27 protein-coding genes are annotated in these 25,225 nt (G+C 74.5%); 4 read left to right on the forward strand and 23 right to left on the reverse strand.

Going from position 1 to position 25,225, the window contains the following annotated elements; all coding sequences use genetic code 11:
- Positions 1–79: 79 nt before the first annotated feature.
- Both G9H71_RS03565 and G9H71_RS03570 read right to left on the reverse strand, forming a co-directional pair.
- Positions 80–1,126 (reverse strand): hemolysin family protein, encoded by a 1,047-nt coding sequence (locus G9H71_RS03565; RefSeq protein ID WP_166277903.1) that lies wholly within the window; start codon positions 1,124–1,126, stop codon positions 80–82.
- Positions 1,123–2,523 (reverse strand): hemolysin family protein, encoded by a 1,401-nt coding sequence (locus G9H71_RS03570; RefSeq protein WP_166277906.1) that lies wholly within the window; start codon positions 2,521–2,523, stop codon positions 1,123–1,125. Before G9H71_RS03570 ends, G9H71_RS03565 begins: the two co-directional genes overlap by 4 nt.
- Positions 2,524–2,753: 230 nt before the next feature.
- Here G9H71_RS03570 and G9H71_RS03575 point away from each other — a divergent pair, with 230 nt between their 5' ends.
- Together G9H71_RS03575 and G9H71_RS03580 are read left to right on the forward strand one after the other, a co-directional pair.
- The gene (locus tag G9H71_RS03575; protein ID WP_166277909.1) at positions 2,754–3,761 is read left to right on the forward strand and encodes a right-handed parallel beta-helix repeat-containing protein; all 1,008 of its coding nucleotides are present in this window, start codon (positions 2,754–2,756) and stop codon (positions 3,759–3,761) included.
- A 29-nt stretch (positions 3,762–3,790) separates the two neighbouring features.
- Positions 3,791–4,684: a hypothetical protein gene (locus G9H71_RS03580; RefSeq protein ID WP_166277912.1), complete on the forward strand. Its 894-nt coding sequence runs from the start codon at positions 3,791–3,793 to the stop codon at positions 4,682–4,684.
- A 20-nt stretch (positions 4,685–4,704) separates the two neighbouring features.
- Here G9H71_RS03580 and rdgB read toward each other — a convergent pair whose 3' ends face one another.
- The 8 genes from rdgB to clpS form a co-directional block, all read right to left on the reverse strand.
- The gene (rdgB, locus tag G9H71_RS03585) at positions 4,705–5,310 is read right to left on the reverse strand and encodes an RdgB/HAM1 family non-canonical purine NTP pyrophosphatase (RefSeq protein ID WP_166277915.1); all 606 of its coding nucleotides are present in this window, start codon (positions 5,308–5,310) and stop codon (positions 4,705–4,707) included.
- Between the two features lie 2 nt (positions 5,311–5,312).
- Positions 5,313–6,032, reverse strand: coding sequence for a ribonuclease PH (gene rph / locus G9H71_RS03590; protein ID WP_166277918.1), 720 nt, complete (start codon positions 6,030–6,032; stop codon positions 5,313–5,315).
- A gap of 9 nt (positions 6,033–6,041) precedes the next feature.
- Positions 6,042–6,821 carry an MBL fold metallo-hydrolase gene (locus tag G9H71_RS03595; RefSeq protein ID WP_331272723.1) on the reverse strand — a complete coding sequence of 260 codons (780 nt, stop codon included), beginning with the start codon at positions 6,819–6,821 and terminating at the stop codon, positions 6,042–6,044.
- Positions 6,822–6,850: 29 nt separating this feature from the next.
- Positions 6,851–7,798: a PLP-dependent cysteine synthase family protein gene (locus G9H71_RS03600; RefSeq protein ID WP_166277921.1), complete on the reverse strand. Its 948-nt coding sequence runs from the start codon at positions 7,796–7,798 to the stop codon at positions 6,851–6,853.
- An 11-nt stretch (positions 7,799–7,809) separates the two neighbouring features.
- The gene (locus G9H71_RS03605) at positions 7,810–8,082 is read right to left on the reverse strand and encodes a MoaD/ThiS family protein (RefSeq protein WP_166279038.1); all 273 of its coding nucleotides are present in this window, start codon (positions 8,080–8,082) and stop codon (positions 7,810–7,812) included.
- Between the two features lie 83 nt (positions 8,083–8,165).
- A complete protein-coding gene (locus G9H71_RS03610; RefSeq protein ID WP_166277924.1) occupies positions 8,166–8,591 on the reverse strand; it encodes a Mov34/MPN/PAD-1 family protein in 426 nt (141 codons plus the stop codon).
- A gap of 9 nt (positions 8,592–8,600) precedes the next feature.
- Positions 8,601–9,194: a DUF2017 domain-containing protein gene (locus G9H71_RS03615; protein WP_166277927.1), complete on the reverse strand. Its 594-nt coding sequence runs from the start codon at positions 9,192–9,194 to the stop codon at positions 8,601–8,603.
- A gap of 34 nt (positions 9,195–9,228) precedes the next feature.
- Positions 9,229–9,531, reverse strand: a complete 303-nt coding sequence (clpS, locus tag G9H71_RS03620; protein ID WP_166277930.1) for an ATP-dependent Clp protease adapter ClpS — start codon at positions 9,529–9,531, stop codon at positions 9,229–9,231.
- 172 nt (positions 9,532–9,703) lie between these two features.
- Here clpS and G9H71_RS03625 point away from each other — a divergent pair, with 172 nt between their 5' ends.
- A complete protein-coding gene (locus G9H71_RS03625; protein WP_166279041.1) occupies positions 9,704–10,954 on the forward strand; it encodes a nicotinate phosphoribosyltransferase in 1,251 nt (416 codons plus the stop codon).
- A gap of 46 nt (positions 10,955–11,000) precedes the next feature.
- On the opposite strand, the gene G9H71_RS03630 is transcribed toward G9H71_RS03625, so the two are convergent.
- The 10 genes from G9H71_RS03630 to G9H71_RS03675 form a co-directional block, all read right to left on the reverse strand.
- On the reverse strand, positions 11,001–12,005 hold the full coding sequence (locus G9H71_RS03630) for an inorganic phosphate transporter (RefSeq protein ID WP_166277933.1): 1,005 nt from the start codon (positions 12,003–12,005) through the stop codon (positions 11,001–11,003).
- Positions 12,006–12,010: 5 nt separating this feature from the next.
- The gene (locus G9H71_RS03635; RefSeq protein ID WP_166277936.1) at positions 12,011–12,634 is read right to left on the reverse strand and encodes a DUF47 domain-containing protein; all 624 of its coding nucleotides are present in this window, start codon (positions 12,632–12,634) and stop codon (positions 12,011–12,013) included.
- Positions 12,635–12,739: 105 nt separating this feature from the next.
- Positions 12,740–13,990 carry an AI-2E family transporter gene (locus G9H71_RS03640; RefSeq protein WP_166277939.1) on the reverse strand — a complete coding sequence of 417 codons (1,251 nt, stop codon included), beginning with the start codon at positions 13,988–13,990 and terminating at the stop codon, positions 12,740–12,742.
- Between the two features lie 85 nt (positions 13,991–14,075).
- Entirely contained in the window at positions 14,076–15,857 is a 1,782-nt protein-coding gene (locus tag G9H71_RS03645; RefSeq protein WP_166277942.1) for a DEAD/DEAH box helicase, read from the reverse strand.
- An 84-nt stretch (positions 15,858–15,941) separates the two neighbouring features.
- Positions 15,942–17,015, reverse strand: a complete 1,074-nt coding sequence (locus G9H71_RS03650) for an MFS transporter (RefSeq protein WP_166277945.1) — start codon at positions 17,013–17,015, stop codon at positions 15,942–15,944.
- 20 nt (positions 17,016–17,035) lie between these two features.
- Positions 17,036–17,278 carry a hypothetical protein gene (locus G9H71_RS03655; RefSeq protein WP_166277948.1) on the reverse strand — a complete coding sequence of 81 codons (243 nt, stop codon included), beginning with the start codon at positions 17,276–17,278 and terminating at the stop codon, positions 17,036–17,038.
- A gap of 48 nt (positions 17,279–17,326) precedes the next feature.
- A complete protein-coding gene (locus G9H71_RS03660; protein ID WP_166277951.1) occupies positions 17,327–17,614 on the reverse strand; it encodes a DUF3039 domain-containing protein in 288 nt (95 codons plus the stop codon).
- Between the two features lie 61 nt (positions 17,615–17,675).
- A complete protein-coding gene (locus tag G9H71_RS03665; protein WP_231134003.1) occupies positions 17,676–18,284 on the reverse strand; it encodes a YqgE/AlgH family protein in 609 nt (202 codons plus the stop codon).
- 53 nt (positions 18,285–18,337) lie between these two features.
- Positions 18,338–18,781 carry a VanZ family protein gene (locus G9H71_RS23040; protein WP_196791530.1) on the reverse strand — a complete coding sequence of 148 codons (444 nt, stop codon included), beginning with the start codon at positions 18,779–18,781 and terminating at the stop codon, positions 18,338–18,340.
- Positions 18,778–20,256, reverse strand: a complete 1,479-nt coding sequence (locus G9H71_RS03675) for an NAD-dependent malic enzyme (protein WP_166277954.1) — start codon at positions 20,254–20,256, stop codon at positions 18,778–18,780. Before G9H71_RS03675 ends, G9H71_RS23040 begins: the two co-directional genes overlap by 4 nt.
- A gap of 69 nt (positions 20,257–20,325) precedes the next feature.
- On the opposite strand from G9H71_RS03675, the gene G9H71_RS23045 reads away from it, so the two are divergent.
- Entirely contained in the window at positions 20,326–21,267 is a 942-nt protein-coding gene (locus G9H71_RS23045) for an MSMEG_6728 family protein (protein WP_407939660.1), read from the forward strand.
- Here G9H71_RS23045 and G9H71_RS03685 read toward each other — a convergent pair.
- The 3 genes from G9H71_RS03685 to G9H71_RS03695 all read right to left on the reverse strand — a co-directional run bounded on the left by G9H71_RS03685 (position 21,227) and on the right by G9H71_RS03695 (position 25,040).
- Positions 21,227–23,710, reverse strand: a complete 2,484-nt coding sequence (locus G9H71_RS03685) for a SpoIIE family protein phosphatase (RefSeq protein WP_166277957.1) — start codon at positions 23,708–23,710, stop codon at positions 21,227–21,229. The two genes, G9H71_RS23045 and G9H71_RS03685, sit on opposite strands and share 41 nt — an antisense overlap.
- 78 nt (positions 23,711–23,788) lie before the next feature.
- On the reverse strand, positions 23,789–24,130 hold the full coding sequence (locus tag G9H71_RS23050) for a hypothetical protein (protein WP_196791532.1): 342 nt from the start codon (positions 24,128–24,130) through the stop codon (positions 23,789–23,791).
- Positions 24,131–24,293: 163 nt separating this feature from the next.
- Positions 24,294–25,040, reverse strand: a complete 747-nt coding sequence (locus tag G9H71_RS03695) for a phosphatase PAP2 family protein (protein ID WP_166277960.1) — start codon at positions 25,038–25,040, stop codon at positions 24,294–24,296.
- Positions 25,041–25,225: the final 185 nt, after the last annotated feature.

Here is a 25,225-nt window from a genome sequence, read left to right on the forward strand (position 1 = left end):
CGCTGGAGCCGCACCTCAGGACCGCACGTCAGAACGGCCCGGACAGCGTCGCTGTCCGGGCCGTTCCACGTCGGGGCGCCTAGCGGCGCAGCTTCTGCGCCTCGTCGCGGATCTCGCCCACCAGCTCCTCGATCACGTCCTCGAGCGCGACGACGCCGACGAGGCCCCCGTCCGCACCGTGCACGCGGGCCAGGTGCGAGCCCGAGCGCTGCATCGCGGTGAGGACCTGGCGCAGCGGGTCGGTCTCGCGGACGGCCGGCAACGGGCGTACGGCCTCCGGGCGCAGCGCGGCGGCGCGCCGGGCGGGCTCCACCTCCAGCACGTCCTTGACGTGGACGTAGCCGCTGAAGCCGCCCGCACCGTCGCGGACGGGGAACCGGGAGTAGCCCGTGCGCGCCGACAGCTCCTCGACCTGGGCGGGCGTCGCGCCGGCGTCGATCACGGTCAGCGCGGCGGTCGGCAGCAGCACCGACCGGGCACCGCGCTCCTCGAAGCTGAGCGCGCCCTTGATCAGGCGCTCCTCGTCCTCCTCGAGCAGCCCCTCACGCCGGGACTCCTCCACCAGGCCGGCGACCTCGTCCCGGGTGAAGGCGCTGGTCACCTCGTTCTTCGGCTGGATGCGCACGGCGCGCAGCGTGCCGTTGGCGAGCGCGTTGAGCGCCACGATCACCGGGTGCAGGGCCCGCACGACCAGCATCAGTGCCGGTCCGAGCAGCAGCGCGGCGCGGTCCGGCCCGACGAGCGCGAGGTTCTTCGGCACCATCTCGCCGAGCACGATGTGCAGGAAGGCGACGATCGAGAGCGCGATGACGAACGCGATCGGGTGCAGGAGGGACTCGGGCACGTGGACGTGCTCGAGCGGCACCTCGATGTAGTGCGCGACCGCCGGCTCGCCGAGCGAGCCGAGCCCGAGCGAGCAGACCGTGACGCCGAGCTGGGCGCCGGCCAGCATGAGGGAGATCTCCTCCATGGCCCGCAGGGTGGTGCGGGCGGCGCGCGACCCCGCCTCGGCGCGCGGCTCGATCGCCGAGCGGCGCGCGCCGACGAGCGCGAACTCCGCACCGACGAAGAACGCGTTGCCCAGCAGCAGGGCGACCGCGATCGCGATCGCGAGCTCGCCGCTCACCGTGCGCCTCCGCCGTCCGCGGCCCCGCCGGGACGGGCGTCCGGCCCGTCGCCCGCCGGCGGCTCCGGCGGCGCTCCGGCGAGCACGAGCTCCACCCGGTCGACCCGAAGCCCGTCCATGGCGACGACGCGCAGCGTCACCTGCTCGTGCCCGAGGCCGCCGCTGACCGGTGCCTCGATCTCGACCGCGTCGCCCACGGCGGGCACGCGGCCGAGCTCGGCGCTGATCAGCCCGGCGATCGTCTCGTAGTCCTCGTCCTGCGGCAGGTCCACGCCGACGTGGCGGGACGCCTCGTCCGGACGCAGCTGGCCCGAGAGCGACCAGGTGCCGTCGGGAAGCTGGCGCACCGACGCGCGCCGCTCGTCGTGCTCGTCGATGACGTCCCCCACGAGCTCCTCGATGAGGTCCTCGAGCGTGACGATGCCCGCCACCCCGCCGAACTCGTCGATCGCGATCGCGGCCTGCAGCCCCTGCTTGAGGATGTCCAGCAGCGGGTCCAGCTCCAACGTGTCCGGGACGAGCACGGGGTCGACCATGACCGACTCGACCTGCACCCGCGCCCGCCGCTCGTGCGGCACGGCCAGGGCGTGCTTCACGTGGACGATGCCGATGACGTCGTCCGCGACGCCCTGCACGATCGGGAAGCGGGACCGTCCGGTCTCCTTCACCGCGGCGACGACCTCGGCGAGGGTCGCGTCGGCGGGCAGGGTGTGCATCTGCACGCGCGGGGTCATCACGTCGCGCGCCCGCCGCTCGCCGAAGGCGAAGCTCTGCTGGAGCAGGACCGCGGTCTCGGCCTCGAGCGTGCCCTGCTCGGCCGAGCGCCGGACGAGCGAGACGAGCTCCTGGGGCGAGCGGGCGGAGGCGAGCTCCTCCTGGGCCTCCACGCCGAAGCGGTGCAGCAGCGCGTTGGCCGTGCCGTTGAGCAGCCGGATCGCCGGTCCGGTCACCCGGGTCGACAGCCGGGAGAACCCCTGCACCGACTTCGCGGTGGCCAGCGGGCGTGCGATGGCGAGGTTCTTGGGGACCAGCTCGCCGAACACCATGGTCAGGACGGTGGCGAGCACGAGCGCGAGCGAGACGGACACGGTCCGCGCCGCCCGCTCGGAGCTGCCCGCAGCCTCGATCAGCGGCCGGACGAGCTCGGCGATCGCCGGCTCGGAGAGGTAGCCGATGAGCAGGTTGGTGACCGTGATGCCCACCTGAGCGCCGGACAGCTGCGTCGAGAGCGAGCGCAGCCCGGCGAGCACCCCCTGGGCGCCGCGGTCGCCGGCCTCGGCGGCCCGCTCGACGCTCGGGCGGTCGACGGTGAGCAGGGAGAACTCGGCCGCGACGTAGGCCCCGCACGCGACCACCAGCACCAGTGCCAGGGCGAGCGAGACCAGGGCGACCGTCATATGGCGCCGGACCGGGGCGGCGCCAAGGGTCTGGAGGGGGGTTCGTCAGGTGCGCAGCTCACCGCACCATCCTGCCAAGCCGTCGGCCCGCCAAACGCGGCCGGGGCCGGGCTGTGGACAGCGCGGGCGGCCGTCCCCACCGGTCGGCGAAGTGGGACATTCCCCCACGGGCGGGTGACGATGGGGTGACTGCGGCCCCGGCCGGGCGCGGCGTACCGGAGACTGGGGGCATGCTCCGCGCTCCACGCCTGCACCCTCGCGCCCGTGCCCTCCCCGTCGTGCTGGCCGCGGCCGTCGCCCTCGTCGGCTCCGTGGCCCTGCCGTCGTCGACCGCCACGGCCGCTCCCGCCGGCTGCCCGACCGCGACCGTGACGGTGGCGGACGGGCCACAGCTGAAGAAGGCGCTGAAGGCCGCCAGGGCCGGGACGACCATCGCCCTGGCCAACGGGACCTACGCCGGCCCGTTCACCCTCGAGCGGTCCGGCCGCGCGGGCAAGCCGGTCCGGCTGTGCGGCGGGCGCGGCGCGGTGCTGCAGGGCAAGGGCATCAAGGGCTACACCCTGCACCTCGAGGGGGTCCACCACGTCGAGGTCCGCGGCCTCACCATCCGCGGCGGGCTGAAGGGCCTGGTCGCCGACCGGACGAGCTCCTCGCTTTTCAAAGGCCTCCTGATCGAGCGCACCGGCCAGGAGGCGCTGCACCTGCGCACCTTCAGCTCGCGCAACACGGTCACGGGCAACACGATCCGCAAGACCGGCCTCAAGGATCCGAAGTTCGGCGAAGGCATCTACATCGGCTCTGCGGAGAGCAACTGGGGCCGCTACACCGGCGGCAAGCCCGACCGCAGCGACTACAACGTCGTGTCCGGCAACACGATCAGCGCGACCACGGCCGAGAACGTCGACATCAAGGAAGGCACGACCGGCGGCAGGCTCGTGGGCAACCGCTTCGATGCCACGGGCATGTCCAAGAACCCGAAGGACGCCGACTCGTGGGTCGACGTCAAGGGCAACGGCTGGGTCATCAGCGGCAACGTCGGCAGGGGCGCGAAGCGGGACGGCTTCCAGACCCACGTCATCCTGCCCGGCTGGGGCAAGGACAACGTGTTCACGGCCAACAAGGCCACGGTCGTCGGCTCCGGCTACGCCTTCCGCCTCGACACCGACGAGCCCAACACCCTCCGCTGCGACAACACGGTCTCCGGCGGCGCAGAGCTGTCCAACGTCGCGTGCTCCTGACAGACTCGGCGCCCGGGAGGTCCCGCACGATGCCCCGCCCCGCATTCCCCTGCCACCGGCGCACGCCGTACGCCGTGGCCGCGGCCCTCGCCCTGGCGCTGGCCGGCTGCGGCAGCGGCACCGACGACGCGGCCGAGCGGGCGTTCGCGTCCGCCGGGGTCGGGCCGACGACGGCGCCCACGCCCGTCGGCTCGCCGTCTCTGGAGACCGCCGTCCCCGCCACGCCCGAGGCCGGCCCCTCCGGCACCGCGAAGCCCTCGGGAACCGCGAAGCCCTCCGGCCCGGCGAAGCCCTCGGGCACGGCCAAGCCCGCCAAGCCGTCGCGTACCCCGTCGAAGCCCTCGACCGCCGCGCAGTGGCTGTCGCGGGCGCGGACGGCCGTGCAGGCCGCCGGGTCCTACCAGGTCAAGGGCGACGGCTACGTCGGCAGCACCGGCTACTCGGTGAGCCTCAGCGTCGGGTGGGACCGGGCCCAGGGGTCGGTGACCGTCGACGGGCGCAAGACGAAGGTCGTGCGGGTCGGCGAGACGGTCTACCTCAAGCCCGAGCCGGAGTTCCTGCCCCTGCTCGACGTCGACGAGGCCAAGGCGCCGTCCCTGGAGAAGAAGTGGGTCAGCGCGACGTTGGGAGACGAGCGCCTGCCGTCCGTGTTCGCGCTGCTCGACCCGAGCGCCTCGCTGCGGGTGGAGTCTGCCCGGCTCGTGGGCGAGCAGGCTTACCGCGGCACGACGACCGTCGAGATCGCCGGCAGCGCCGATTCGCCGCGGCTGCTCGTCGCGAGCGAGGGCAAGCCGCTGCCGCAGGCGATCGCCCCCGCGGGCGGCGACGAGCCCATCCTCGTCTACAACTACGGCACCAAGGGCGTGACCGCCGAGGCGCCCAAGGGCAGCAAGGTGGTGCGGCTCAGCTCGCTCACGGGCTAGCGCGTCAGCTCGCTGGCGGGCTAGCGCCCTGCGACGAGCTCCGCCAGCCGAGGGGCGAACGCGCGCAGCGCGACCCCACGGTGGGAGAGCGCGTCCTTCTCCGCCGGCGACAGCTCGGCCGTCGAGCGCTCCTCGCCGTGGGGCACGAACACCGGGTCGTAGCCGAAGCCGCCGCGCCCGCGCGGCTCGCGCAGCAGCGTGCCGGAGACCACGCCCTCCTCGGTCGCGACGGTGCCGTCGGGCAGGGCGAGCGCGACGGCGCACACGAACGCCGCCCCCCGCCGCTCGTCCGGGACGTCGGCCACCTGGGCGAGGAGCAGCTCGACGTTGGCGACGTCCCCCTTGCCCCCGCTCCAGCGGGCGCTGAGGACGCCGGGCATGCCGTTGAGCGCGTCGACCGCGATGCCGCTGTCGTCGGCGAGCGCGGGCAGCCCGGTGGCGGCCGCGGCAGACCGGGCCTTGAGCAGGGCGTTGTCGACGAAGGTCGCGCCGTCCTCCACCACCTCGGGGGCATCGAAGCCGTCGAGCGAGACCAGCTCGACCCCCTCGACGCCGGTCGCCTCGAGGATGCGGCGGACCTCCTCCACCTTGTGCGCGTTGCGGGTGGCGAGCACGACGCGCGCCATGGTCAGCGCCCCAGGGCTTCGAGCTGCAGGACGCCGAGCTGGGTGCAGCCGCCGGCCGCGAGCTCCAGCAGCGCGTCCAGCTCGGCGCGGTCGAACGGCGCGCCCTCCGCGGTGCCCTGCACCTCCACGAAGCGGCCGTCGCCGGTCATCACGACGTTCATGTCGGTCTCGGCGGCCACGTCCTCCTCGTAGCAGAGGTCGAGCCGCGGCTCCCCGGCGATGATCCCGACGCTGACCGCGGAGACCGTGCCGCGCAGCGGCTCGCCCTTGACCAGCTTGCGCTCCTTGAGCCAGGACACGGCGTCCGCGAGAGCGACGTACGCCCCGGTGATCGCGGCGGTGCGGGTGCCGCCGTCGGCCTGCAGCACGTCGCAGTCGAGCACCACCGTGTTCTCGCCCAGCGCCTTCTCGTCGATGACCGCGCGCAGGGAGCGGCCGATGAGGCGGGAGATCTCGTGCGTGCGCCCGCCGATCTTGCCCTTGACGGACTCGCGGTCGCTGCGGGTGTTCGTGCTGCGCGGCAGCATCGCGTACTCCGCGGTGACCCAGCCGAGCCCGCTGCCCTTGCGCCAGCGCGGCACGCCCTCGGTCACGCTCGCCGTGCAGATCACCCGCGTGCGCCCGAACTCCACGAGGGCGCTGCCCTCGGCGTGCTCGGCCCAGCCGCGGGTGAAGGTGACAGGACGGAGCTGGTCGGCGGTGCGGCCGTCGGGGCGAGGCATCGGGCCAGCCTAGCGACGCGGGCGCACCACCCGGACGTCGCCGGCGCGGGCGAGCGAGACCGGCCCGTGGTAGGCCCCGCGGGCCTGGGCCAGGGCGCGCACGGGGTCGCCCCACGGCGGGACGTGCGTCAGCAGCAGGTGGCGGGCGCGCGCCGCGGCGGCGTGCTCCCCGGCCTCGCGAGCGGTCAGGTGCAGCCCTTCGGGCGCGTCGTCGTCGACGCCGTCGAGGAACGACGCCTCGCAGAGCAGCAGGTCCGTGTCGGCGGCGAGCCGGGCCAGCGCATCGGAGCGCCCGGTGTCGCCGGAGTAGACGATGGACGCCCCCGCGAGCTCCACGCGCGTGGCGAAGGCCTCCACCGGATGCACCACCTTGGCTACGGTGAACTGCAGATCACCCGTCGTCCAGCGGTCCCCGTCCGACAGCTCGACGACGTCGAAGACCCCTGCCATCTCCTCCGGCGCTACGCCGTACGCGCGGGCCATCCGCTCCAGCGTGCCGGCCGGGCCGTACACCCGGAGCCGCCCGCGGCGCGCGGCCGCGGGGCTCCAGCGCGCCCAGACGTACCAGCCGCACAGGTCCATGCAGTGGTCCGGGTGCAGGTGGCTGAGCACGACCGCGTCGACCGCGTCGAGCGGGGTCAACGCCTGCAGCGGCCCCAGCGACCCGCTGCCGACGTCGAGCACCACGCGGGTGGTGCCGGAGTCGACGAGGTAGCAGCTGGCCGGGCCCGCCGGGCCGGGCAGCGAGCCGGAGCATCCCGCGACGGACAGGCGCAGATCGTGCGGCACCGGCCCACTCTAGGAGCGGAGCGGGAGGCTCAGGCCCAGAGCTGGCCCTCGAGCGCGTCCTCGGCCTCGTCGAGGTCCATGTCGTACGCGCCGGTCGAGAGGTACTTCCACCCGCCGTCGCAGACGATCAGCGCGATGTCCGCGCGCCGCCCCTCCTTCAGGCACCGCTTGGCGACGCCCATCGCGGCGTGCAGGATCGCGCCGGTGGAGATGCCGGCGAAGATGCCCTCCGAGGTCAGCAGCTCGCGCGTGCGCCTGAGCGCGTCGCGGGGGCCGACCGAGAAGCGCGTCGTCAGCACCGACGCGTCGTAGAGCTCGGGGACGAACCCCTCGTCGAGGTTGCGCAGCCCGTAGACCAGCTCGCCGTAGCGCGGCTCGGCGGCGACGATCTCGACGCCCGGCACCCGCTCGCGCAGGAACCGGCCGACGCCCATCAGCGTGCCCGTCGTGCCGAGGCCCGCCACGAAGTGCGTGATCTCCGGCAGGTCCTCGAGCAGCTCGGGGCCGGTCGTCTCGTAGTGCGAGAGCGCGTTCCCGGGGTTGCCGTACTGGTAGAGCATCACCCAGTCGGGGTGCTCCGCAGCCATCAGCTTGGCCACCCGCACGGCCTCGTTGGACCCGCCGGCGGCCGGCGAGAACGAGATCTCCGCCCCCCACATGCGCAGCAGCTGCGCACGCTCGGGCGAGGTGTTCTCCGGCATCACGCAGACGATGCGGTAGCCCTTGAGCTTGGCCGCCATGGCGAGCGCGATGCCCGTGTTGCCCGACGTCGGCTCCAGGATCGTCATCCCGGGCTTCAGCGTGCCGTCGGCCTCGGCCCGCTCGACCATCGCCAGCGCCGGGCGGTCCTTGACCGACCCGGTCGGGTTGCGGTCCTCGAGCTTGGCCCAGAGCCGCACGTCCGGCGACGGCGACAGCCGCGGCAGCCCCACGAGGGGCGTCCGGCCGACCGAGTCGAGCAGGGAGTCGTAGCGCACGGAGCGGACGCTCAGCCGCCCGCGACGGCCGGCAGCACCGTCACGGCGTCGCCGTCGTCGACCGTCGTCTGCAGCCCCCCGAGGAAGCGCACGTCCTCGTCGTTGAGGTAGACGTTGACGAACCGGCGCAGCGCGTCGCCCTCGACCAGGCGGTCCTTGAGCCCGGGGTGGCGGGTCTCGAGGTCGCTGATCAGCTCGGCGAGCGTGGAGCCCGACCCCTCGACCGCCTTCGCGCCGTCCGTGTATTGACGCAGGATCGTCGGGATCCGCACCTCGATCGCCATGTCCGCCTCTCTCACCAGCTCAGTCCAGCACCTGCGCAGGCTCCGCCCGCGTACCAGGGTCGCAACGGCCCGTCCGCGGGCAACTATTCCGCAGCGGGGGCCTGGTCCACGACCTCGACCGGCTCCTCCGTCACGGCCCCGTCCACGATCCGGTAGGAACGGAACTCGGCCGTGTCGGGCTCCCGCGTCGACACCAGCACGTAGTGGGCGCCCGGCTCCTGCGCCAGGTTGATGTCCGTACGCGAGGGATAGGCCTCGGTCGCCGTGTGGGAGTGGTAGATCACCACCGGCTCCTCGTCACGGTCGTCCATCTCGCGCCAGACCCGCAGCTGCTCCATCGAGTCGAACTCGTAGAACGTGGGCGAGCGGGCGGCGTTGAGCATCTCGATCACGCGCTCGGGGCGGTCGCTGCCGGCAGGGCCGGCGACCACGCCGCACGCCTCGTCGGGGTGGTCGCGCCGGGCGTGCGCGAGAATCGCGTCGTACGCGGCGCGGTCGATACGCAGCACGCCCCCAGCCTAGTTGCGCCCTCCACGGACGCCGCCGCCGCCCGCCGCGGGGTCGCCCATCGCCTGCACGAGCATCTCCTGCAGCCAGGTCAGGTGGTCGTAGACCGCGAACGCGTAGGCCAGCGGGTCGTCCTCGGCCAGCGCCGACGCCCGCTCGTCCCAGTCCTCGCTCACCCCGAGCCGCGTCCCCAGCGCGAGCCGCACGTCGTTGAGCGCGCCCAGCCACGCCAGCGCCTGCCGCTCGTCGAGGTGGCGGGAGCCGTCGGCCGCGTCGAGCGAGGCGAGGGCCACCCGGGCCGCGTCCCGCTTGCGCTCGCGCAGCCCGCGCTCGGTGTAGCGGCGGAACTCCCCCGCCGCCTGCTCGTCGTCGACGTACGCGTCGGGCAGCAGGCGGCGCAGCGCCGGGTCCTTCGGCGGCGTCGTCGAGACCCCGATGCCGAGCGCGGCCGCGAGCGGGTCCTCCGGCGTCGTGTCGTCCTCGCCGTCGGCCAGCAGCTCGAGCACGTCGGTCAGGACGGCGCGCAGCAGCTGCTGCTCGACCTCGTCGAACCGGGCCTCGATCGTGCCGTCGCTGCGCTTGCGGAACTTCTGCCGCGGGCTCATGGGCGCCCCCCGTCGCTTCCGGGCCGGACCGTCCTCACGTGTCGTGCTGGAGCGTGGCCCAGAGCCCGTAGCCGTGCATGGCCTCCACGTCGCGCTCCATCTCCTCGCGCGAGCCGTTGGACACGACCGCCCGGCCCTTGTGGTGGACGTCCAGCATGAGCTCGGTGGCCTTCTCCTTGGAGTAGCCGAAGTACTGCTGGAAGACCCAGGTGACGTACGACATGAGGTTGACCGGGTCGTTCCAGACGAGCGTCACCCACGGCTTGTCGAGCCGGACGACGACGTCCTCCTCCAGGCCTGACTCGGGCCGCTCGGTCTCGACGGGAGCGGTGGACACGCCCCCAGCCTAGACATCGGGCGCCCCGGCACCCCCGCGCCGGGCGCCCGCGCCGCGCCGGGCCGAGCCCGAGCCGTACGCTCCGGCCGTGGGAAACGCGACGCACAGTGACCCGGCCGCGCCGCCGCCGAGCGGCTCCACCGCGCTGCTGACCGACCACTACGAGCTGACGATGCTGCAGGGCGCGCTGCGCTCGGGCACCGCGCACCGTCGGTGCGTCTTCGAGGTCTTCGCCCGCCGGCTGCCGGAGGGCCGCCGCTACGGCGTCGTGGCCGGGACCGGCCGGCTGCTCGACGCGCTGGAGGCGTTCCGCTTCGGCCCCGCTGAGCTCGAGCTCCTCGAGCGGGCCGGCCTGGACCGGGCGACCGTCGAGGCCGTCTCGGGCTACCGCTTCACGGGCGACATCTGGGGCTACGGCGAGGGCGAGACGTACGTGCCCGGCTCCCCGCTGCTCGTGGTCGAGGGGACGTTCGCCGAGGCCGTCCTGCTCGAGACGCTGATCCTGTCGATCCTCAACTTCGACAGCGCCGTGGCGTCGGCCGCCAGCCGCATGACGTGCGCGTCGTCCGGGCGCCCCTGCATCGAGATGGGCTCGCGGCGGGCGCACGAGCAGGCCGCGGTGGCGGCGGCGCGGGCCGCGTACATCTCCGGCTTCGCCACCACGTCGAACCTCGAGGCCTCCCGCCGCTACGGCGTCCCGTCCGCGGGCACGAGCGCGCACGCCTTCACGCTGCTGCACGACGACGAGGAGTCCGCGTTCCGCGCGCAGGTGGCCGCCCTCGGCCCCGGGACGACGCTGCTCGTGGACACCTACGACGTGATGCGCGGCGTCCGCCGGGCCGTCGCCGCCGCCGGCACCTCGCTCGGCGCCGTCCGGCTCGACTCCGGGGACCTCATCACCCAGGCCAAGGAGGTCCGCGAGCTGCTGGACTCCCTCGGCGCCACCGAGACCAAGATCCTCGTGACGAGCGACCTGGACGAGTACGCCCTGGCCGCGATGGCGGCGGCCCCGGTCGACGGGTACGGCGTCGGCACCTCGCTGGTCACCGGCAGCGGCGCGCCCACCGCCGGGCTGGTCTACAAGCTCACGGCGCGAGCGCGCTCGCTCGATCCGGGCGCCCCGCTCGAGCCGGTGGCGAAGGCGTCGGCGGGCAAGCCGAGCCGCGGCGGGCGCAAGTGGGCCGCCCGCCGCTACGACGAGCAGGGCGTCGCCCGCCAGGAGGTCATCGGGCTCGGCTCGCAGCCTCCCGCCGACGAGCCGGGGCGCCCGCTCCTGCGCCACCTGGTGCGCCAGGGCGAGGTCATCGGTCGCGAGCCGCTCGACGCGGCCCGCAGCCGGCACGGCGAGTCGCTCGGCGAGCTGCCGCCGCACGCCCGCCAGCTGTCCAAGGGCGAGGCGGCGCTGGAGACCGTCTACGTCTGAGCGCCGGCGGGCGAGGGGCGGGCGGGGCCGGCGCCCCGCCCGCGCCTCACAGCACGACGAAGGACGTGACGGCGTAGGCCAGCGCGGCCACGAGGGCGGCCATCGGCAGGGTGAGGACCCAGGCGGACGCGATGCTCCCGGCCACGCCCCACCGGACAGCGGACAGCCGCCGCGTCGCCCCGACGCCCATGATCGAGCTCGTGGTCACGTGGGTCGTGGAGACGGGCAGCCCGTAGTGCGAGGTGGTGTAGAGCACCGCCGACGCCACCGTCTGGGCCGCGAAGCCCGAGGTGTTGTCGAACTTGATGACCCGGCGGCCGAGGGTGCGCATGATGCGCCAGCCGCCGGAGTAGGTGCCCAGGCTGATCGCGAGGGCGCAGGAGATGACCACCCAGAACGGGACCACGTAGTCGCCGGACGCGTCCAGGTGGCCCGTGACGACGAGGGCGAGCGTGATGACGCCCATCGTCTTCTGCGCGTCCTGCAGGCCGTGGCCGAGCGACATGGCGGCCGCGGCCACGATCTGCCCGCGCTTGAACAGGGAGTTGGCCCGGTGCGGGTTCATCCGCCGGAACAGCCAGAGCAGCAACAGCATGAACAGGAAGCCGAGCGCGAAGCCCCCGAGCGGCGAGACGACCATGGGGATCACGACCTTGTCCAGGATCCCGTTCCACTTCACGTCGATCCCGCCCGCGAGCCCGGCGCCGACCAGCCCGCCGATCAGGGCGTGCGAGGAGGACGAGGGCAGGCCGAAGTACCACGTGATGAGGTTCCACACGATCGCGCCGACGAGCGCGGCGAAGACGACCGTGAGCCCGTGCGCCCCGTCGTCCGGGGTGTCGATGATCCCCTTGCCGACCGTCGCGGCGACCTTCGTGGAGATCAGCGCGCCGACGAGGTTCATCACCGCCGCGAGCGCGAGGGCCGCGCGCGGTGTGAGGGCCCTGGTCGAGACCGAGGTCGCGATCGCGTTGGCCGCGTCGTGGAAGCCGTTGGTGTAGTCGAAGCCGAGGGCGACGACGATGATGATGACGAGCCCGAGCATCTCCACCCGGGTCAGCTCTCCTTGGCCACGACCGTCTGGACCACGTCGGCCACGTGCTCGAGCGCGTCCGCGGCCTCCTCGAGGTGGTCGATGACGTCCTTGTACTTCATCAGCGTGACCGCGTTGGCGCCCTCGTCCCGGAACAGGCCCGCGATCATCCGGCGGTAGAGCCGGTCGGCCTCGTTCTCGATCCGGTTGACCTCGATCCAATAGTCCTCGAGGCCGGACATCGTGCGCAGCTTCGGCATCGCCTCGGCCGTCCGCTCCGCCCCCTCGACCAGCAGCCGCGCGACCTCGACGGCCTCTGGCGGCAGGCCGTCCACTCCGTAGAGCACGATCAGGTCGCCGGCCTCCTCGAGGAAGTCCAGGACGTCGTCGATGCGGCTGGCGAGCCGGTAGATGTCCTCGCGGTCGAACGGCGTGACGAAGGTCGAGTTGACCGCCTTGAGGATGCGGTGGGTGATCTCGTCACCCTGGTGCTCGGCGTCCCGCAGCCGCTCGTGTATCGCCGGGCGCTGCACCGCCGGGGCCGAGACCAGCTCGGCGCCGATCCGCGTCGCCGTGACGAGGTTGGTGGCCGCCTCCGTGAACAGGTCGTAGAACACTGGTTCACGGGGCCTCAACCGAAAGGCCACGTCCTCTTCCCCTTCCGTTAACCGTCGGCCCAAGGGTGCACCACGCCCGCGCGGGCCTCCCGGCAGGGTCGGCCTCCCGCGGGGGCCGCAGCTGCAGCGTCGTGCCTAGCGGACGGGGTCCTCGTCGGCGGCGTGGTGGTCGCCGCCCGGGGGAAGCGGGGCCGGCGCGTGGGCCACCGCGTGCGCGGGGGCGTACGCGTCCGAGCCGCGGCCCTCGGGCACCTCCTCCTGCCGGTCGGGCGCCTCGGCGCCGACGACCCTTCCGCCGGCCTCGTCGGCCTCGTCCTGGGCCGCGCCCTCCTCCTCCACGCCGATCTCGGCGAGCTGGCGGCGGAAGGTGTAGCGCATGATGACCTTGAGGGCGGCCGCGACCGGGAGCGCGGTCAGGGCTCCGACGAAGCCGGCGAGGCTCACCCCGCACAGGACCGCGATGAAGGCCGCCACCGGGCTGAGGTTGACCGAGCGGGAGAAGACGCGCGGGGCGATGACGTAGTTCTCCAGCTGCTGGTACGCGAGCAGCAGCGCGAACACGATGAGCCCCGTCGTCAGCGACTCGGTGAGGGCGACCAGCGTCACGATGATCGCGCCGATCGTCGCGCCGATCTGCGGCACCGCGTCGAACAGCGCCACCGAGATGCCGAGCACCGCGGCGTACGGGACACCGAGCACCTCGAGGACGACGAACGCGAAGGTGCCCGCGCAGAGGCAGACGGTGAGCTGGCCGGTGACGTAGCCGCCGACCTTGGCGAGCGCCTCCTCCATGACGTCGACGCGCTCCTCGTTGCCGAGCGCCCGGTGTGCGAACGCCCGCATGCGGGGCAGCGCCATCATGAAGTAGACCATCAGCGCCAGCACCGTGAGCAGGCTGAAGACGCCGCCGATGAAGGACGTGATGACGTCGACGGCGGTCTGCAGGCTGGAGGCGACGTAGCCGGGAAGCGAGCTCAGCGAGTCCTGCAGCCGCTGCTGGATGTCGGACTCGTCGACCCACTCCGCGACCGTCTCGTTGCGCTCGGCGAGCCGCTGGATCAGGTCGGGCAGGTCCTGGACCAGCCCGCTCAGCTCGTTGACGGCGGGCGTCACCGCGTACGCGATGAACAGCGCGAGCAGCCCGATGATCCCGAGCAGGAAGACGAGGACGGCCAGGCCGCGGCGCAGCCCCGCGCGCTCGAGCCGGCGGATCACCGGGTCGAAGCCGACCGCGAGGAACAGGCCGAGGAACACGGCGACGACGACCGAGCGCAGCTGGTAGACGAAGTACGCCAGCAGCAGGGTCGCGAGGACGACGACCGTCGCCTTGGCGACCCAGGCCAACGAGCGGTTCGGACGTGCCGGGCCCGGGACGGCGGTACTCATGGCTGCGATCCTGCCAGGGGCGCGGGGCGTGCCCGCGGCGGCGCGGCGTAGGGCGCGGCCCGACGGAGGAGGCGGGCTCCCGCCCCTACGCCAGCCGGCGCCCCTTCGCGTGCCAGTCGCGGATCGCGTCGATGCGCGCCTGCACCTGCTCCGCGGAGGCCTTGACCGTCGGCGGCCCGCCGCACGTGCGCCGCAGCTCGCCGTGGATCACGCCGTGCGGCTGCCCGGTCCGGTGGTGCCAGGCGGCGACGAGGGCGTTGAGCTCCTTGCGCAGGCCCGCGAGCTTGTCGGCGTCGAGCATCGGGGTGGCCGGCGCCGGCGCGGGCTCCGGGACGGTCGCCTTGCGGCCCTTCGCCAGCTGCTCGGCCTGGCGCTGCTTGAGCAGCTGCGACACCTGCTCGGGCTCGAGCAGGCCGGGCAGCCCGAGGTAGTCCTGCTCCTCCGCGGAGCCGACCTCGGCCTGCAGGCCGAACTCGCCGCCGTCGAAGAGCACGCCGTGGAAGGTCGCCTCGGACTCGAGGGACTCGAACGACAGCGCCTCCTGCCCGCCGTCCGGGCTGTCGCGCTGCCGGTTGGCCTCCTGCAGCAGGGCGGCCTCGGGGTCGTAGTCGCCCTCCTTGACCGGCTTGTCCAGGGCGTGGTCGCGCTCGCGCTCCATCGAGTTGGCGTGCTCGAGCAGGATCGGGACGGTCGGCAGGAAGACCGACGCCGTCTCGCCGCGCTTGCGGGCGCGGACGAAGCGGCCGATCGCCTGGGCGAAGAACAGCGGCGTGGAGTAGCTCGTCGCGTAGACCCCGACGGCGAGCCGCGGCACGTCCACTCCCTCGGAGACCATGCGGACGGCGACCATCCAGCGCGACGTCGACGCGCTGAACTCGGCGATCCGCTTGGAGGCGGTCGGGTCGTCGGAGAGCACGACCGTGGGCGCCTCGCCGCAGATCGCCCGCAGCCGGGCGGCGTAGGCGCGGGCCGTGGAGTGGTCGGACGCGATCACCAGCCCGCCGGCGTCGGGGACGTGCCGGCGTACCTCGGTGAGGCGCTTGTCCGCGGCGCTGAGCACCTGCGGCACCCAGTTGCCGTAGGGGTCGAGCGCGGTGCGCCACGCCTGCGACGTGAGGTCCTTGGTGAGCTGGTCCCCGCCGAGCGAGGCGGAGATCTCGTCGCCGGCCGAGGTCCGCCAGCGCATGTTGCCGCCGTAGGCCAGGAAGATCACCGGCCGGACGACGCCGTCGCGCAGCGCGTTGCCGTAGCCGTAGGAGTAGTCGCTCACCGACTTGCGCACGCCGTCGTGGTCCGGGGCGTACGTGACGAACGGGATCGGCGAGGTGTCCGACCGGAACGGCGTGCCAGTCAGGGACAGCCGGCGGCGCGCGGGGTCGAAGGCCTCGCGGACGGCGTCACCCCACGACAGCGCGTCGCCGGCGTGGTGGACCTCGTCGAGGATGACCAGGGTCGGCCGGGCCTCGGTGCGCGCCCGGTGCAGCATCGGGGCCATCGCGACCTGGGCGTACGTCACCGCGACGCCGGTCAGCCCGGCGGCGTGCGCTCCCTGGGCGTTCTTGAACTCCGGGTCGAGCGAGATGCCGACCCGCTGGGCCGCCTCGGCCCACTGCCGCTTGAGGTGCTCGGTCGGCGCGACGACGGTGACGGCCCGCACGACGCCGCTCCCGAGCAGCTCGGTCGCGATGCGCAGGGCGAACGTCGTCTTGCCCGCGCCCGGGGTAGCGACGGCGAGGAAGTCGCGCGGGCTGCTCTGCAGGTACGCGTCGAGCGCCTCCTGCTGCCAGGCGCGCAGCCGCGGGGCGGTGCCCCAGGGTGCGCGCGAGGGGTAGGCGGGAGGGAGCGAGGAGGCTGCTGTCGTACTCATAAGCCCGGGCAGGCTAACCCGGGAACCGTGATCAACATGCCGGGGCGCCGCGCTGCCCGGCGCGTCGGGCGGGGCGTGGTATCGCTACGCCGCGGGCACCAGCGCGCGGCGGCGCGCCGGCCCCAGCCGCCCGGCCAGCGCGGTCCCGACGAGGGTCACGGCGCCCATCACGGCGAAGACCGTCACGAAGGACGCCGCGCCGAGGCCGGCGTTGACGTGGAGCGCGCTGTGCAGCACGCCCGCCCCGGCGATGAGCAGCGTCCCGCCGAGCGCGTCGGACAGCTGCAGCGCGGCCACGTTGGTGCCGCGCTCGGTCTCCTCCGAGCGCTCGAGCAGGAGCACGCTGACGCCCGAGATCGAGAGCCCCATGCCCAGCCCGGCGAACGCCCACCCGACCGCGGCGAGGGCGGCCGGCACGGCGTCCGCGACGGCGGCGGCGGCCAGCGCGATGCCGGTCAGCACGGCGAGGGTGCCCACGCGGACGAGGACCGGCCGGCGGGACGCCGAGGACGGGCGCCCCTGCCACAGCGAGCCGCCGGCCCAGCCCACCGCGGCCGTGGTGAGGGCGAGCCCGGCGACGCCCGGGCTCAGCCCGCGCTGGTCGACGAGCATCAGGGGGACGAAGGCGTCGGCGCCGAAGAACGCGCCCGCCATGACGCCGCGCAGCAGCACGATGGACGGCACGCCGCGAGCGGCACGCAGCGTCCCAGCCGGCAGCAGCCGGCGCAGCATCGGGGCCATCAGCGCCAGCCCGACGGCGGCGAGCGGCACGCTCCAGAGGTCGAGCCGCTGCCCGGCGTACTGCAGCAGCACGACGCCGACCGCGAGCAGCCCGGCCTGCCGTACCCGCCGGCGCGCGTCGCGGGCGGTCATCTCGGGGTCGGTGGGCGGCACGCCCATGGCCGGCAGCGCGACGGCCAGTGCGGCCAGGGCGAGCGGCACGACGCCGAGGAAGACCCAGCGCCAGGACACCGACTCGGCGAGCCAGCCCGCGACGGGCGGGCCGAGCACGCTCGGCAGCACCCAGCTGGCCGAGAGCAGCCCGAGCGCGCGCGGCCGCAGCTCTTCGGGGTACGCCGCGGCGACCGCGACGTAGATCGCGACGATGGTGCCGCCGGAGAGCCCCTGGACCGCCCGGCCGAGGACGAAGACCGGCATCGACGTCGCGGTGCCCGCGATCAGCAGATGGCGCCCGCGACGACCGCGCGCGGGGAGAAGCGGGTGGAGAGGTCGCCGGCGAGGACCATCGCGACGAGCGAGACGACGAGGAACGCGCTGAAGCCCCACGCGTAGAGGGCCCGGCCCTCGAGGTCGTCGGTCACGACCGGCATGGCCGTGGCGACGGCGACGGCCTCGAACGCGACGGCGAGGACGAGGGCCACGATGCCCGTGGTCAGCCGCAGGTAGGGGCGTGCGAACACGCTCCCCGGCCGGCCGTCCTGGTGCCCGGGAGGAATTGCCGGGACCGCCTAGTCGTCGGAGCCGTCGTCGCCCGGGGGCAGGGTGTCGTAGATCTCCTTGCAGGTGGGGCAGACCGGGTAGCGCTGCGGGTCACGGCTCGGCACCCAGACCTTGCCGCAGAGGGCGCGGATCGGCGTGCCGGTGACCATGGCCTCGACGATCTTGTCCTTCGGCGCGTAGTGCGCGAAGCGCTCGTGGTCGCCGTCGTCGTTGCTCGTCTGCGGGGTCCGCTCGACATCCTGCTCCAGCAGGGTGCCACCGCTGATGCCGGGCTCGTCGAAACCGGGGCTGCTCATGCGGGCATGCTACGGCGCGCGCGAGGCGCAGTGCGGCAGTGCCGGGAGCCCGGCCGGGCCCTCAGTTCTTCGACGGGTCCTCGGGCATCGTGGACAGCATCGCCCGGCGGTCGGTCTGGCGGCGCAGCACGGAACGCCACAGCGCGGTCGGGCTGGCGCTGAAGGCGTCGCCCGGCAGCGAGTCGACGACGAGCCACGCGTCGGCCGCCAGCTCGCCCTCCAGCTGCCCCGACCCCCAGCCGGCGTAGCCGGCGAAGACGCGCATGGCGGCCGTCTGCTCGGCGAGGATCTCCGGCGGGGCGTCGAGGTCCACCAGCCCCAGCGCGCCGACGACCTGCCGCCAGCCCAACGGCTCCGGGTCCTCGGCCGCGGGCACCGTCGCCAGCAGCGCCAGCGCCAGCGCGCTGTCCAGCGCGACGGGGCCGCCGCGGAAGACGACCGACGGCGCGGACATGTGCGGCGCCCAGACCGGCAGCGCGTCCGACACCGGCACGTCGGTCGGCCGGTTGAGCACGACGCCGAGGGCGCCGCCGTTGTCGTGGTCCAGGACGAGCACCACCGACCGGGCGAAGCTCGGGTCGACCAGCGCCGGCGCGGCCACCAGGAGCCGCCCGGCGAGCTGGCCGGCCCCCGCGCCGGCGCCCTCGGACATCCGTCGCCCCTCGGTCATGGCTCCCCCGTCAACGCCCCGTCACAGCCCTGCCCTGTCACAGCTCTGCCCCGTCACAGCCCCGGCTCGTCCGGTGCCCTGCGGCCCGCGTCCCGCTGCCGGCGGGCCCGCTCGACCCGCTCGAAGTGGTGCCCGGCGGCGAGCGCCCCAAGCGCGATGCCGACGACGTCGGCGACCGTGTCCAGCACGTCCCCGCTGCGCCGGGGCAGGAGGGTGCCCTGCAGGACCTCGCTGAGGACCGCGTGGGCGCCGAGCACCCCGAGCAGCGGGCCGGCTGGCAGCCGCAGCCGCAGCCCGGCCCACGCGACCAGCCCGAAGATCGCTGCGTGCACCGCCTTGTCGAGGTACGGCACCCCACCGCCGGGACCGGACGAGGGCGCGTAGACGACGGCCAGCTGCAGGACCACGGCCGCGACGAACACGGCCCAGCGCAGCGGGGTGCGGCGCACCTGCCCCGCCTCGGCCGGCCCAGCCGCCTGCTCGCTCGTCGACGTCACGCCGGCCCCTCCTCGTCGTGGCCGGCGCCCAGGCCCGGCTGCTGGTCCCGCGCCCCCGGCAGCTCCTCCATCGGCTCCGGGGCGGGCGCGCCGCGCAGCGCGGCGTCCCGTACGGCGGCAGCGACCGTGTCCGCGACCCCGGGGTGGAAGACGCTGGGGACGATGTACGCCGCGTTGAGCTCCTCGTCGGCGACCACCGCCGCGAGGGCGCGGGCGGCGGCGAGCAGCAGCCCGGTCGTGACGCCACGGCTCTGTGCGTCGAGCAGCCCGCGGAAGACGCCGGGGAAGGCGAGCACGTTGTTGATCTGGTTCGGGGCGTCGCTGCGCCCCGTCGCCACGACCTCGGCGTGCTCGGCGGCGTCGACCGGGTCGACCTCCGGGTCCGGGTTGGCCAGCGCGAACACGACCGCGCGCGGGGCCATCGTGGCGATGTCGTCGCCGGTCAGGATGCCCGGGGCGGAGACGCCGACGAAGACGTCCGCGCCGGCCAGCGCGCCCTTGAGGCTGCCCTGGTAGCCGCGCGGGTTGGTCCGCCGGGCGATGGCGCAGAGCCGCTCGTCGGTCGCGGGGCGGTCGGGGTGCAGCGCGCCGTGCTCGTCGCACACGACGACGTCGCGGGCCCCCGCCGCCAGCAGCAGGTCCAGGATCGCGGTGCCCGCGGCGCCGGCGCCGGCCATGACGATCCGGACGTCGGGCAGCGCCTTGTCCACGACCTTGAGCGCGTTGGTCAGCGCGGCGAGCACCACGATCGCGGTGCCGTGCTGGTCGTCGTGGAAGACGGGGATGTCGAGCAGCTCGCGCAGCCGGCTCTCCACCTCGAAGCAGCGCGGGGCCGAGATGTCCTCGAGGTTGATCCCGGCGAACACCGGCGCGATCCGCTGCACGGTCTGGACGATCTCGTCGACGTCCTGCGTGTCCAGGCAGATGGGGAACGCGTCGATGCCGGCGAACCGCTTGAACAGCGCGGCCTTGCCCTCCATCACCGGCAGCGCGGGCTTCGGGCCGAGGTTGCCGAGCCCGAGCACGGCCGAGCCGTCGGTCACCACGGCCACGGTGTTGCGCTTGATCGTCAGCCGGCGGGCGTCCTCGGGGTTCTCGGCGATCGCGAGGCAGACCCGGGCCACGCCGGGGGTGTAGACCATCGAGAGGTCGTCGCGGTTGCGGATGGGCACCTTCGACGTGACCTCGATCTTGCCGCCGAGGTGGAGCAGGAACGTCCGGTCGGAGACCTTGCCGATCGTCACGCCCTCGAGGCGCCGCAGGGCGGCGACGAGCTCGCCGGCGTGGTCGCTCGAGCGCGCGGCCATCGTGACGTCGATGCGGACGACCTTCGGGCCGCTGGCGGTGACGTCGAGCGCGGATACGACTCCGCCCGCTTCCTCGACCGCGGTGGTGAGCCGGCTCACGGCTCCCCCCGCTGCCGGCAGCTCGAGCCGCACGGTGATCGAGTACGACACGCTGGGCGCCAGGGTCATGCGGAGATGGTGCCACCCGGAGGTGGGTACGACGCGCAGGTGCAGACTTTCTTGCCGTACCCGGATTTCGTGGCGAGCGCCCAGGCCCTCGACGACAAGCGCCTGGGCAAGCAGCGGGTCGAGACGTTCCAGATCCTCCGCGCCCTGGTCTGGCCGCAGTACGGCTGGAAGAACCACCCCGCCACGCGCATGTGGCGGGGCTTCACGCCGGCGCTCGTGGCGTACGGCCTGGCGACCTGTGACGTGTGGGAGCGCCGCGGCCGGGCCGAGGCCACCCGGGCGTCCCTGCTCGCGTTCACCGGGGGCCGCGAGCCGACGTGGGGGGAGCTGCTCGAGACCGGCCAGCTGCCGCCGTGGATGGGCCACGAGGCCTTCCACGTCAGCCACCGGTCCGCGCTGCTGCGCAAGGAGCCGGACTACTACCGCGACAAGTTCCCCGGGGTCCCGGACGACCTGGACTACTTCTGGCCCGCCCCGGCCTTCCCGCGCTGGCCCGTACGGCGCGGCCGGGACAAGGAGCTGCCCGTCTACGCGGCCCTGGAGCTGCTCGGGCGGGCCGAGGCGACGCCCGAGCAGGAGGACGCGGTCTGGGCACTGCAGGACGGCAAGGACGCCGAGCTGACGCTCGCGGAAGAGAGCGAGGTGACGGCCGCGGGCCTGCTGGCCGGGCTGTGCACCCCCGGCGCCACGCTCTGGGTACGCCGCGGTCCCGCACTGCCGCCCGCACAGGCCGAGCACGAGCCGCACCGGCCGCCCGCCCCGGGGGCGAAGACCTCCGCGTCGATCGCGAAGCCGCCGACCCCCGACGCGGTGGCGGCGATGGAGGCCGAGGCGCAGGCGGAGCCGGAGTTCCGATTCCTGCGTCCGGCATCGGTGACGCCGGCTTCGGCGAAGGGCGCTGGGCTCGTCGTGCTCGACGTGGACGTGGACGAGCCGCCCGTGACGCTGCCGCCGCTGGAGGTGCCGGTGCTCACCCTGCGGCGGCGTCCACCGGAGGAGCGTCCAGCGTGAACCACACGACCTTGCCGTCGGGCAGCGCGCGGGCGCCCCAGTCGCGCGACAGCGCCTGCACGAGGGCGAGGCCTCGGCCGCCCTCGTCCTCGAAGCTGGCGTGGCGCAGCCGCGGGAGCCGGGTGTCGGAGTCGCGGACCTCGATGTGCAGGCTGCGGTCGGCACGGCGTACGAGCAATTGGCAGCTCCCGCGCGGGGCGTAGCGGATCGCGTTGGTGACGACCTCGCTGACGAGCAGCTCGCCGGCGATGGCGGCGGGGTCGTCGGCGAGCCCCCAGCGCTCGAGCGCGGCGGAGAACATGGCCCGGGCCGGGGACACGGCGGCGGGATCCGGCGGCAGGGTGGCCGACACGACCAGCTCGTCCTGGCCGAAGCTGGCCCGCACGAGCAGCACGGCCACGTCGTCCGGCCGGCCGGGGGCGTGCTGGGCGCCCGCCTGCACCGCCTTGTCGCAGAGGGTCTCCAGGTCGTCCCACCCGCCGTGCAGCGCGTCCGCGAGCCGGGCGATGCCGTCGTCGACGTCCTGGCCCGGCGCCTCGACGAGGCCGTCGGTGTAGAGCGCGAGGCCCGTCCCGGTCGGCATCGGGACCTCGAAGTCCTCGTAGCCCAGGTCCGCCCGGACCCCGAGCGGGACGCCGACCGGGCCGCGCAGGACCTCGGGCTCGCCGCCGGGCGGCACGATGATCGGGGGCACGTGCCCGGCGCTCGCCAGCGTGAGCGTTCCGCGTCCGGGGTCGAACACCGCGTAGACGCAGGTGACGATCTGGCCCTCGGCGAGGCCGGCCACGGCCAGGTCGAGCGCGCGCAGCACCTCCGACGGCGGCGGGTCCTGGTAGGCCAGCACACGCACGGCCGTGCGGACCTGGCCCATGACGGCCGCGGCGTGCAGGCCGCGGCCCATCACGTCGCCGACGACGATGGCGACCCGCCCGCTGGGCAGCGGGACGACGTCGGCCCAGTCGCCGCCGACCTGGGTCCCCGTCGCGCCGGGCAGGTAGCGCCACGCGGCCTCGAGCCCTTCGACGCCGGGCAGCACGTCCGGCAGCAGGCTGCGCTGCAGGGCGACGGCGGCCGAGCGCTGCTGCTCGTAGGAGAGCGCATTGGCGACGGCGACCGACGCGCGGTTGACCAGGTCGCGCGCGAGCTCGGCCTCCACCGGCCCGTAGCGCCGCCCGCTCTGCGAGAACACCATGGTCGTCACGCCGATGACCTGCCCGGCGACCATCATCGGCAGCACGAGCACGCTGCGGCCACCGACCGCCCTGACGAAGCCGGCGTCCTTGCCCTGCGGCACCTCCTCGGGCGACGCGGCGACGTCGGCGACGAGATGGGGCTCGCCGAGCTCGGCGGCCCGCCGCAGCGGGTGGCCGTGCGGGTAGTCGTAGACCTGCCCGACGCGGCGGACCGCCTCGGCCGGCACCGTGACGGCGTCGGAGTGGCGGATCGCCATGCGGCGCAGGCCACCGCCCTCCTCGATCAGGTCGACGAAGGCGTGGTCGGCGAGCGCGGGGACGATGAGGTCACAGAGGTTGGACATCGTGAGCTTCGGGTCGAGCGACCCGGCCAGCAGCTCACCGGCCCGCACGATGAAGGCGAGCCGCTCGGCCGCCTCGGCGCGCTCCTGCTCGGCGCGCCGCTGGGCGGTCACCTCGCGGATGATGGACCCCACCCCGACCGGCTGGCCGCCGTGCTCGAGCCGGAAGAACGAGCCGAGCCACGTCCGGTCGCCGTCGCCGGTCTCGCCCTCCTCGCCGCGCGCCCGGCTCACGATCTGCACGTCCGGGGCCGGGTCCCCGGTCCGCAGCACCCGGCCGACGACCTCGTCGACGGGGGGAGCCCCGTCCCCGGCCGCCGAGACGCCGGGCAGCGCCTGGGCGATCGTCTGCCCGCGGTGCTCGGCGTCCGGCAGGCCGTCCAGTTGCTCCAGGGCGCGGTTGATCCGGGTGAACCGGCCGGAGGTGTCGAAGACGGCGAGGCCCACGGGGGCTTCTCGGAACAGCGCGTCGACGAGCGCGAGGTCGCGACGGGCGGCCTGGCGGCGGCCGGTGTCCTCGATGACGGCCACGGCCCCGGACGGCCTGCCGTCAGGGGCGCGCAGCGGCGTGCCCTTCCACGAGAGCGCCCGCACCGTGCCGTCGCCGAGCCGGACGGGCGTCTCGCGCGCCATCGGCTCACCCGCGAGCAGGCGGCGGACGGCCTCGACGAAGCCGTCCTCCTGGCCGAGGAAGACGCTGCGCCCGGCCCAGCGCCCACCGGGAAGGTGGAGCAGCTCCTCGGCGGCCGTGTTGCACACCACCAGGACGCCGTCGACGTCGAGCACGATGGTCGCGACCGCGAGCGCGTCGAGCACGTCGCGCAGCGGCTGCACTCGGTGAAGGCCGCTCCGCGCCTCTGCCGGCGGCGGCGCGGCGTCACCGTCGTCGCGCGGCAGGGTGGACGTCACGTTCGTCACGGTAGTGCCCCCTTGCAGGCGGCGGGGCGCAGAGGCTCCCCCTCGTGCCCGCGGGCTCACTCCGACGGCTCAACCGGGAGGCAGCCCCGGCGGCGCGGGCGGGGGCGGCGGGGGCAGCGCGCCCGGGTCCGGCGAGGGCTCGGGCACGGGCGGTGGCAGCTCGGTCGGGTCGTCGGGCAGCAGCGGCCCGGGGTCGTCGGGGACCGGCTCGTCCGGATCGATCGGCGGCAGGTCCGGGACCGGCTCGGGCGCGGTCTCGGGGGCCGTCGGGCCGCCGGGCTCGGTCGCCGGGGCGGAGCCGCGCAGCGGGCCGCGTACGCGGGGGTCGGCAGCGGCGCTCGAAGCGGGCCGCGCGGGCCCGGCCGGCGTCTCCGGCGGCACGGCCTGCGCCGTCATGATCTCTCCGGTCATGCCCTGCAGGCTGCCCGGCCCGCCCAGCGCCCGAAACCGCCAGCGCCCGAAACCGCCGCGCGCCCGAGACCGCCGCAACCGACCGCCGGGCCGCAACCGACCGCCGCGCCGGGATCGGCCGCCGCCGGTCGCGCGGCTCACGGCCCCACGGGCGCGGGAGGGGCTACGCCGCGACCGCGTAGTCGGCCTTGCGGCGGACGAGCACGCCGCGCGGCCCGACCAGGGCGAAGCTCACGGCGAAGAGGGCCGCGGCCACGAGAGCGTCGAGCCAGTAGTGGTTGGCCGTCACGACGACGACGACGAGCGTGATCGCCGGGTGGGCGAGGACCAGGTAGCGCCAGCGCGAGCCGAAGGTCGCGATGACGGCCGCCGCGACGATGATCGCCCAGCCGACGTGCAGCGACGGCATGGCGGCGTACTGGTTGGCGAGGGCGGCCGCGGTCGGCGAGGAATAGACCGACTCGTTGTAGTAGAGCCCGGTGTCGACGAAGCCGGGAAGCATGCGGGGTGGCGCGAGCGGCAGGACCACGTGCAGCACCAGGGCGACCATCGTCATCGTCGCCATGACCCGGCGGATCCAGAAGTAGTTCGGCCGGGCGAAGAACCAGAGCCCGAGCAGCATCGCCGCCGCCGCCGGGAAGTGGACCCAGGCGTAGTAGCGGTTGGCCAGCTGCACGAGGTCGGGCGACCCGAGCGCCAGGCTCTGCGCCCACGCCTCCTGGGGCAGCCGGAGCGCCTTCTCCAGGTGGAGGATGGCGTACGCGTTCTGCTTCGCCGTCGCCACCGACTCCGCGCTCAGCAGCCGCCCGAACTTGTAGACGGCGAGCAGGACGGCGACGAGGAGGAGCTCGCGCGCACCCTGCGGCACGCGTCGCCCTGCGCCGCGCACGGCTCCCACGACCGCGGTCACTCGCCCTCCCCTCGCTCCTGCCAGCTTGTCACCCGATGGTGCCGCCGGGCGGAACCGCCACGCATCCTCCGGCGGGATGACCGCGCGGGCCCTTCCGGCGGGCGATCCCCTAGGGGCTGAGCAGCGACCAGAGCAGCCTGATACGCGCTCGGGCGAGACGCAAGGCCCTTCCCCTATCGGGCGCA

Origin of the sequence: Motilibacter deserti, from assembly GCF_011250635.1 — a bacterium.
GTDB classification, from domain to species: domain Bacteria; phylum Actinomycetota; class Actinomycetes; order Motilibacterales; family Motilibacteraceae; genus Motilibacter_A; species Motilibacter_A deserti.

Coding starts and splice junctions, on each gene's coding strand:
- G9H71_RS23050 (WP_196791532.1), bottom strand. CDS start 24,130: ATGACCGGAGAGATCATGACGGCGCAGGCCGTGCCGCCGGAGACGCCG.
- G9H71_RS03605 (WP_166279038.1), bottom strand. CDS start 8,082: ATGGCGATCGAGGTGCGGATCCCGACGATCCTGCGTCAATACACGGAC.
- G9H71_RS03580 (WP_166277912.1), top strand. CDS start 3,791: ATGCCCCGCCCCGCATTCCCCTGCCACCGGCGCACGCCGTACGCCGTG.
- G9H71_RS03575 (WP_166277909.1), top strand. CDS start 2,754: ATGCTCCGCGCTCCACGCCTGCACCCTCGCGCCCGTGCCCTCCCCGTC.
- G9H71_RS03645 (WP_166277942.1), bottom strand. CDS start 15,857: ATGAGTACGACAGCAGCCTCCTCGCTCCCTCCCGCCTACCCCTCGCGC.
- G9H71_RS03570 (WP_166277906.1), bottom strand. CDS start 2,523: ATGACGGTCGCCCTGGTCTCGCTCGCCCTGGCACTGGTGCTGGTGGTC.
- G9H71_RS03615 (WP_166277927.1), bottom strand. CDS start 9,194: ATGAGCCCGCGGCAGAAGTTCCGCAAGCGCAGCGACGGCACGATCGAG.
- rdgB (WP_166277915.1), bottom strand. CDS start 5,310: ATGGCGCGCGTCGTGCTCGCCACCCGCAACGCGCACAAGGTGGAGGAG.
- G9H71_RS03660 (WP_166277951.1), bottom strand. CDS start 17,614: ATGAGCAGCCCCGGTTTCGACGAGCCCGGCATCAGCGGTGGCACCCTG.
- G9H71_RS03675 (WP_166277954.1), bottom strand. CDS start 20,256: ATGACCCTGGCGCCCAGCGTGTCGTACTCGATCACCGTGCGGCTCGAG.
- rph (WP_166277918.1), bottom strand. CDS start 6,032: ATGCCTCGCCCCGACGGCCGCACCGCCGACCAGCTCCGTCCTGTCACC.
- G9H71_RS03640 (WP_166277939.1), bottom strand. CDS start 13,990: ATGAGTACCGCCGTCCCGGGCCCGGCACGTCCGAACCGCTCGTTGGCC.
- G9H71_RS03650 (WP_166277945.1), bottom strand. CDS start 17,015: ATGCCGGTCTTCGTCCTCGGCCGGGCGGTCCAGGGGCTCTCCGGCGGC.
- G9H71_RS03665 (WP_231134003.1), bottom strand. CDS start 18,284: ATGACCGAGGGGCGACGGATGTCCGAGGGCGCCGGCGCGGGGGCCGGC.
- G9H71_RS03625 (WP_166279041.1), top strand. CDS start 9,704: ATGCTGCAGGGCGCGCTGCGCTCGGGCACCGCGCACCGTCGGTGCGTC.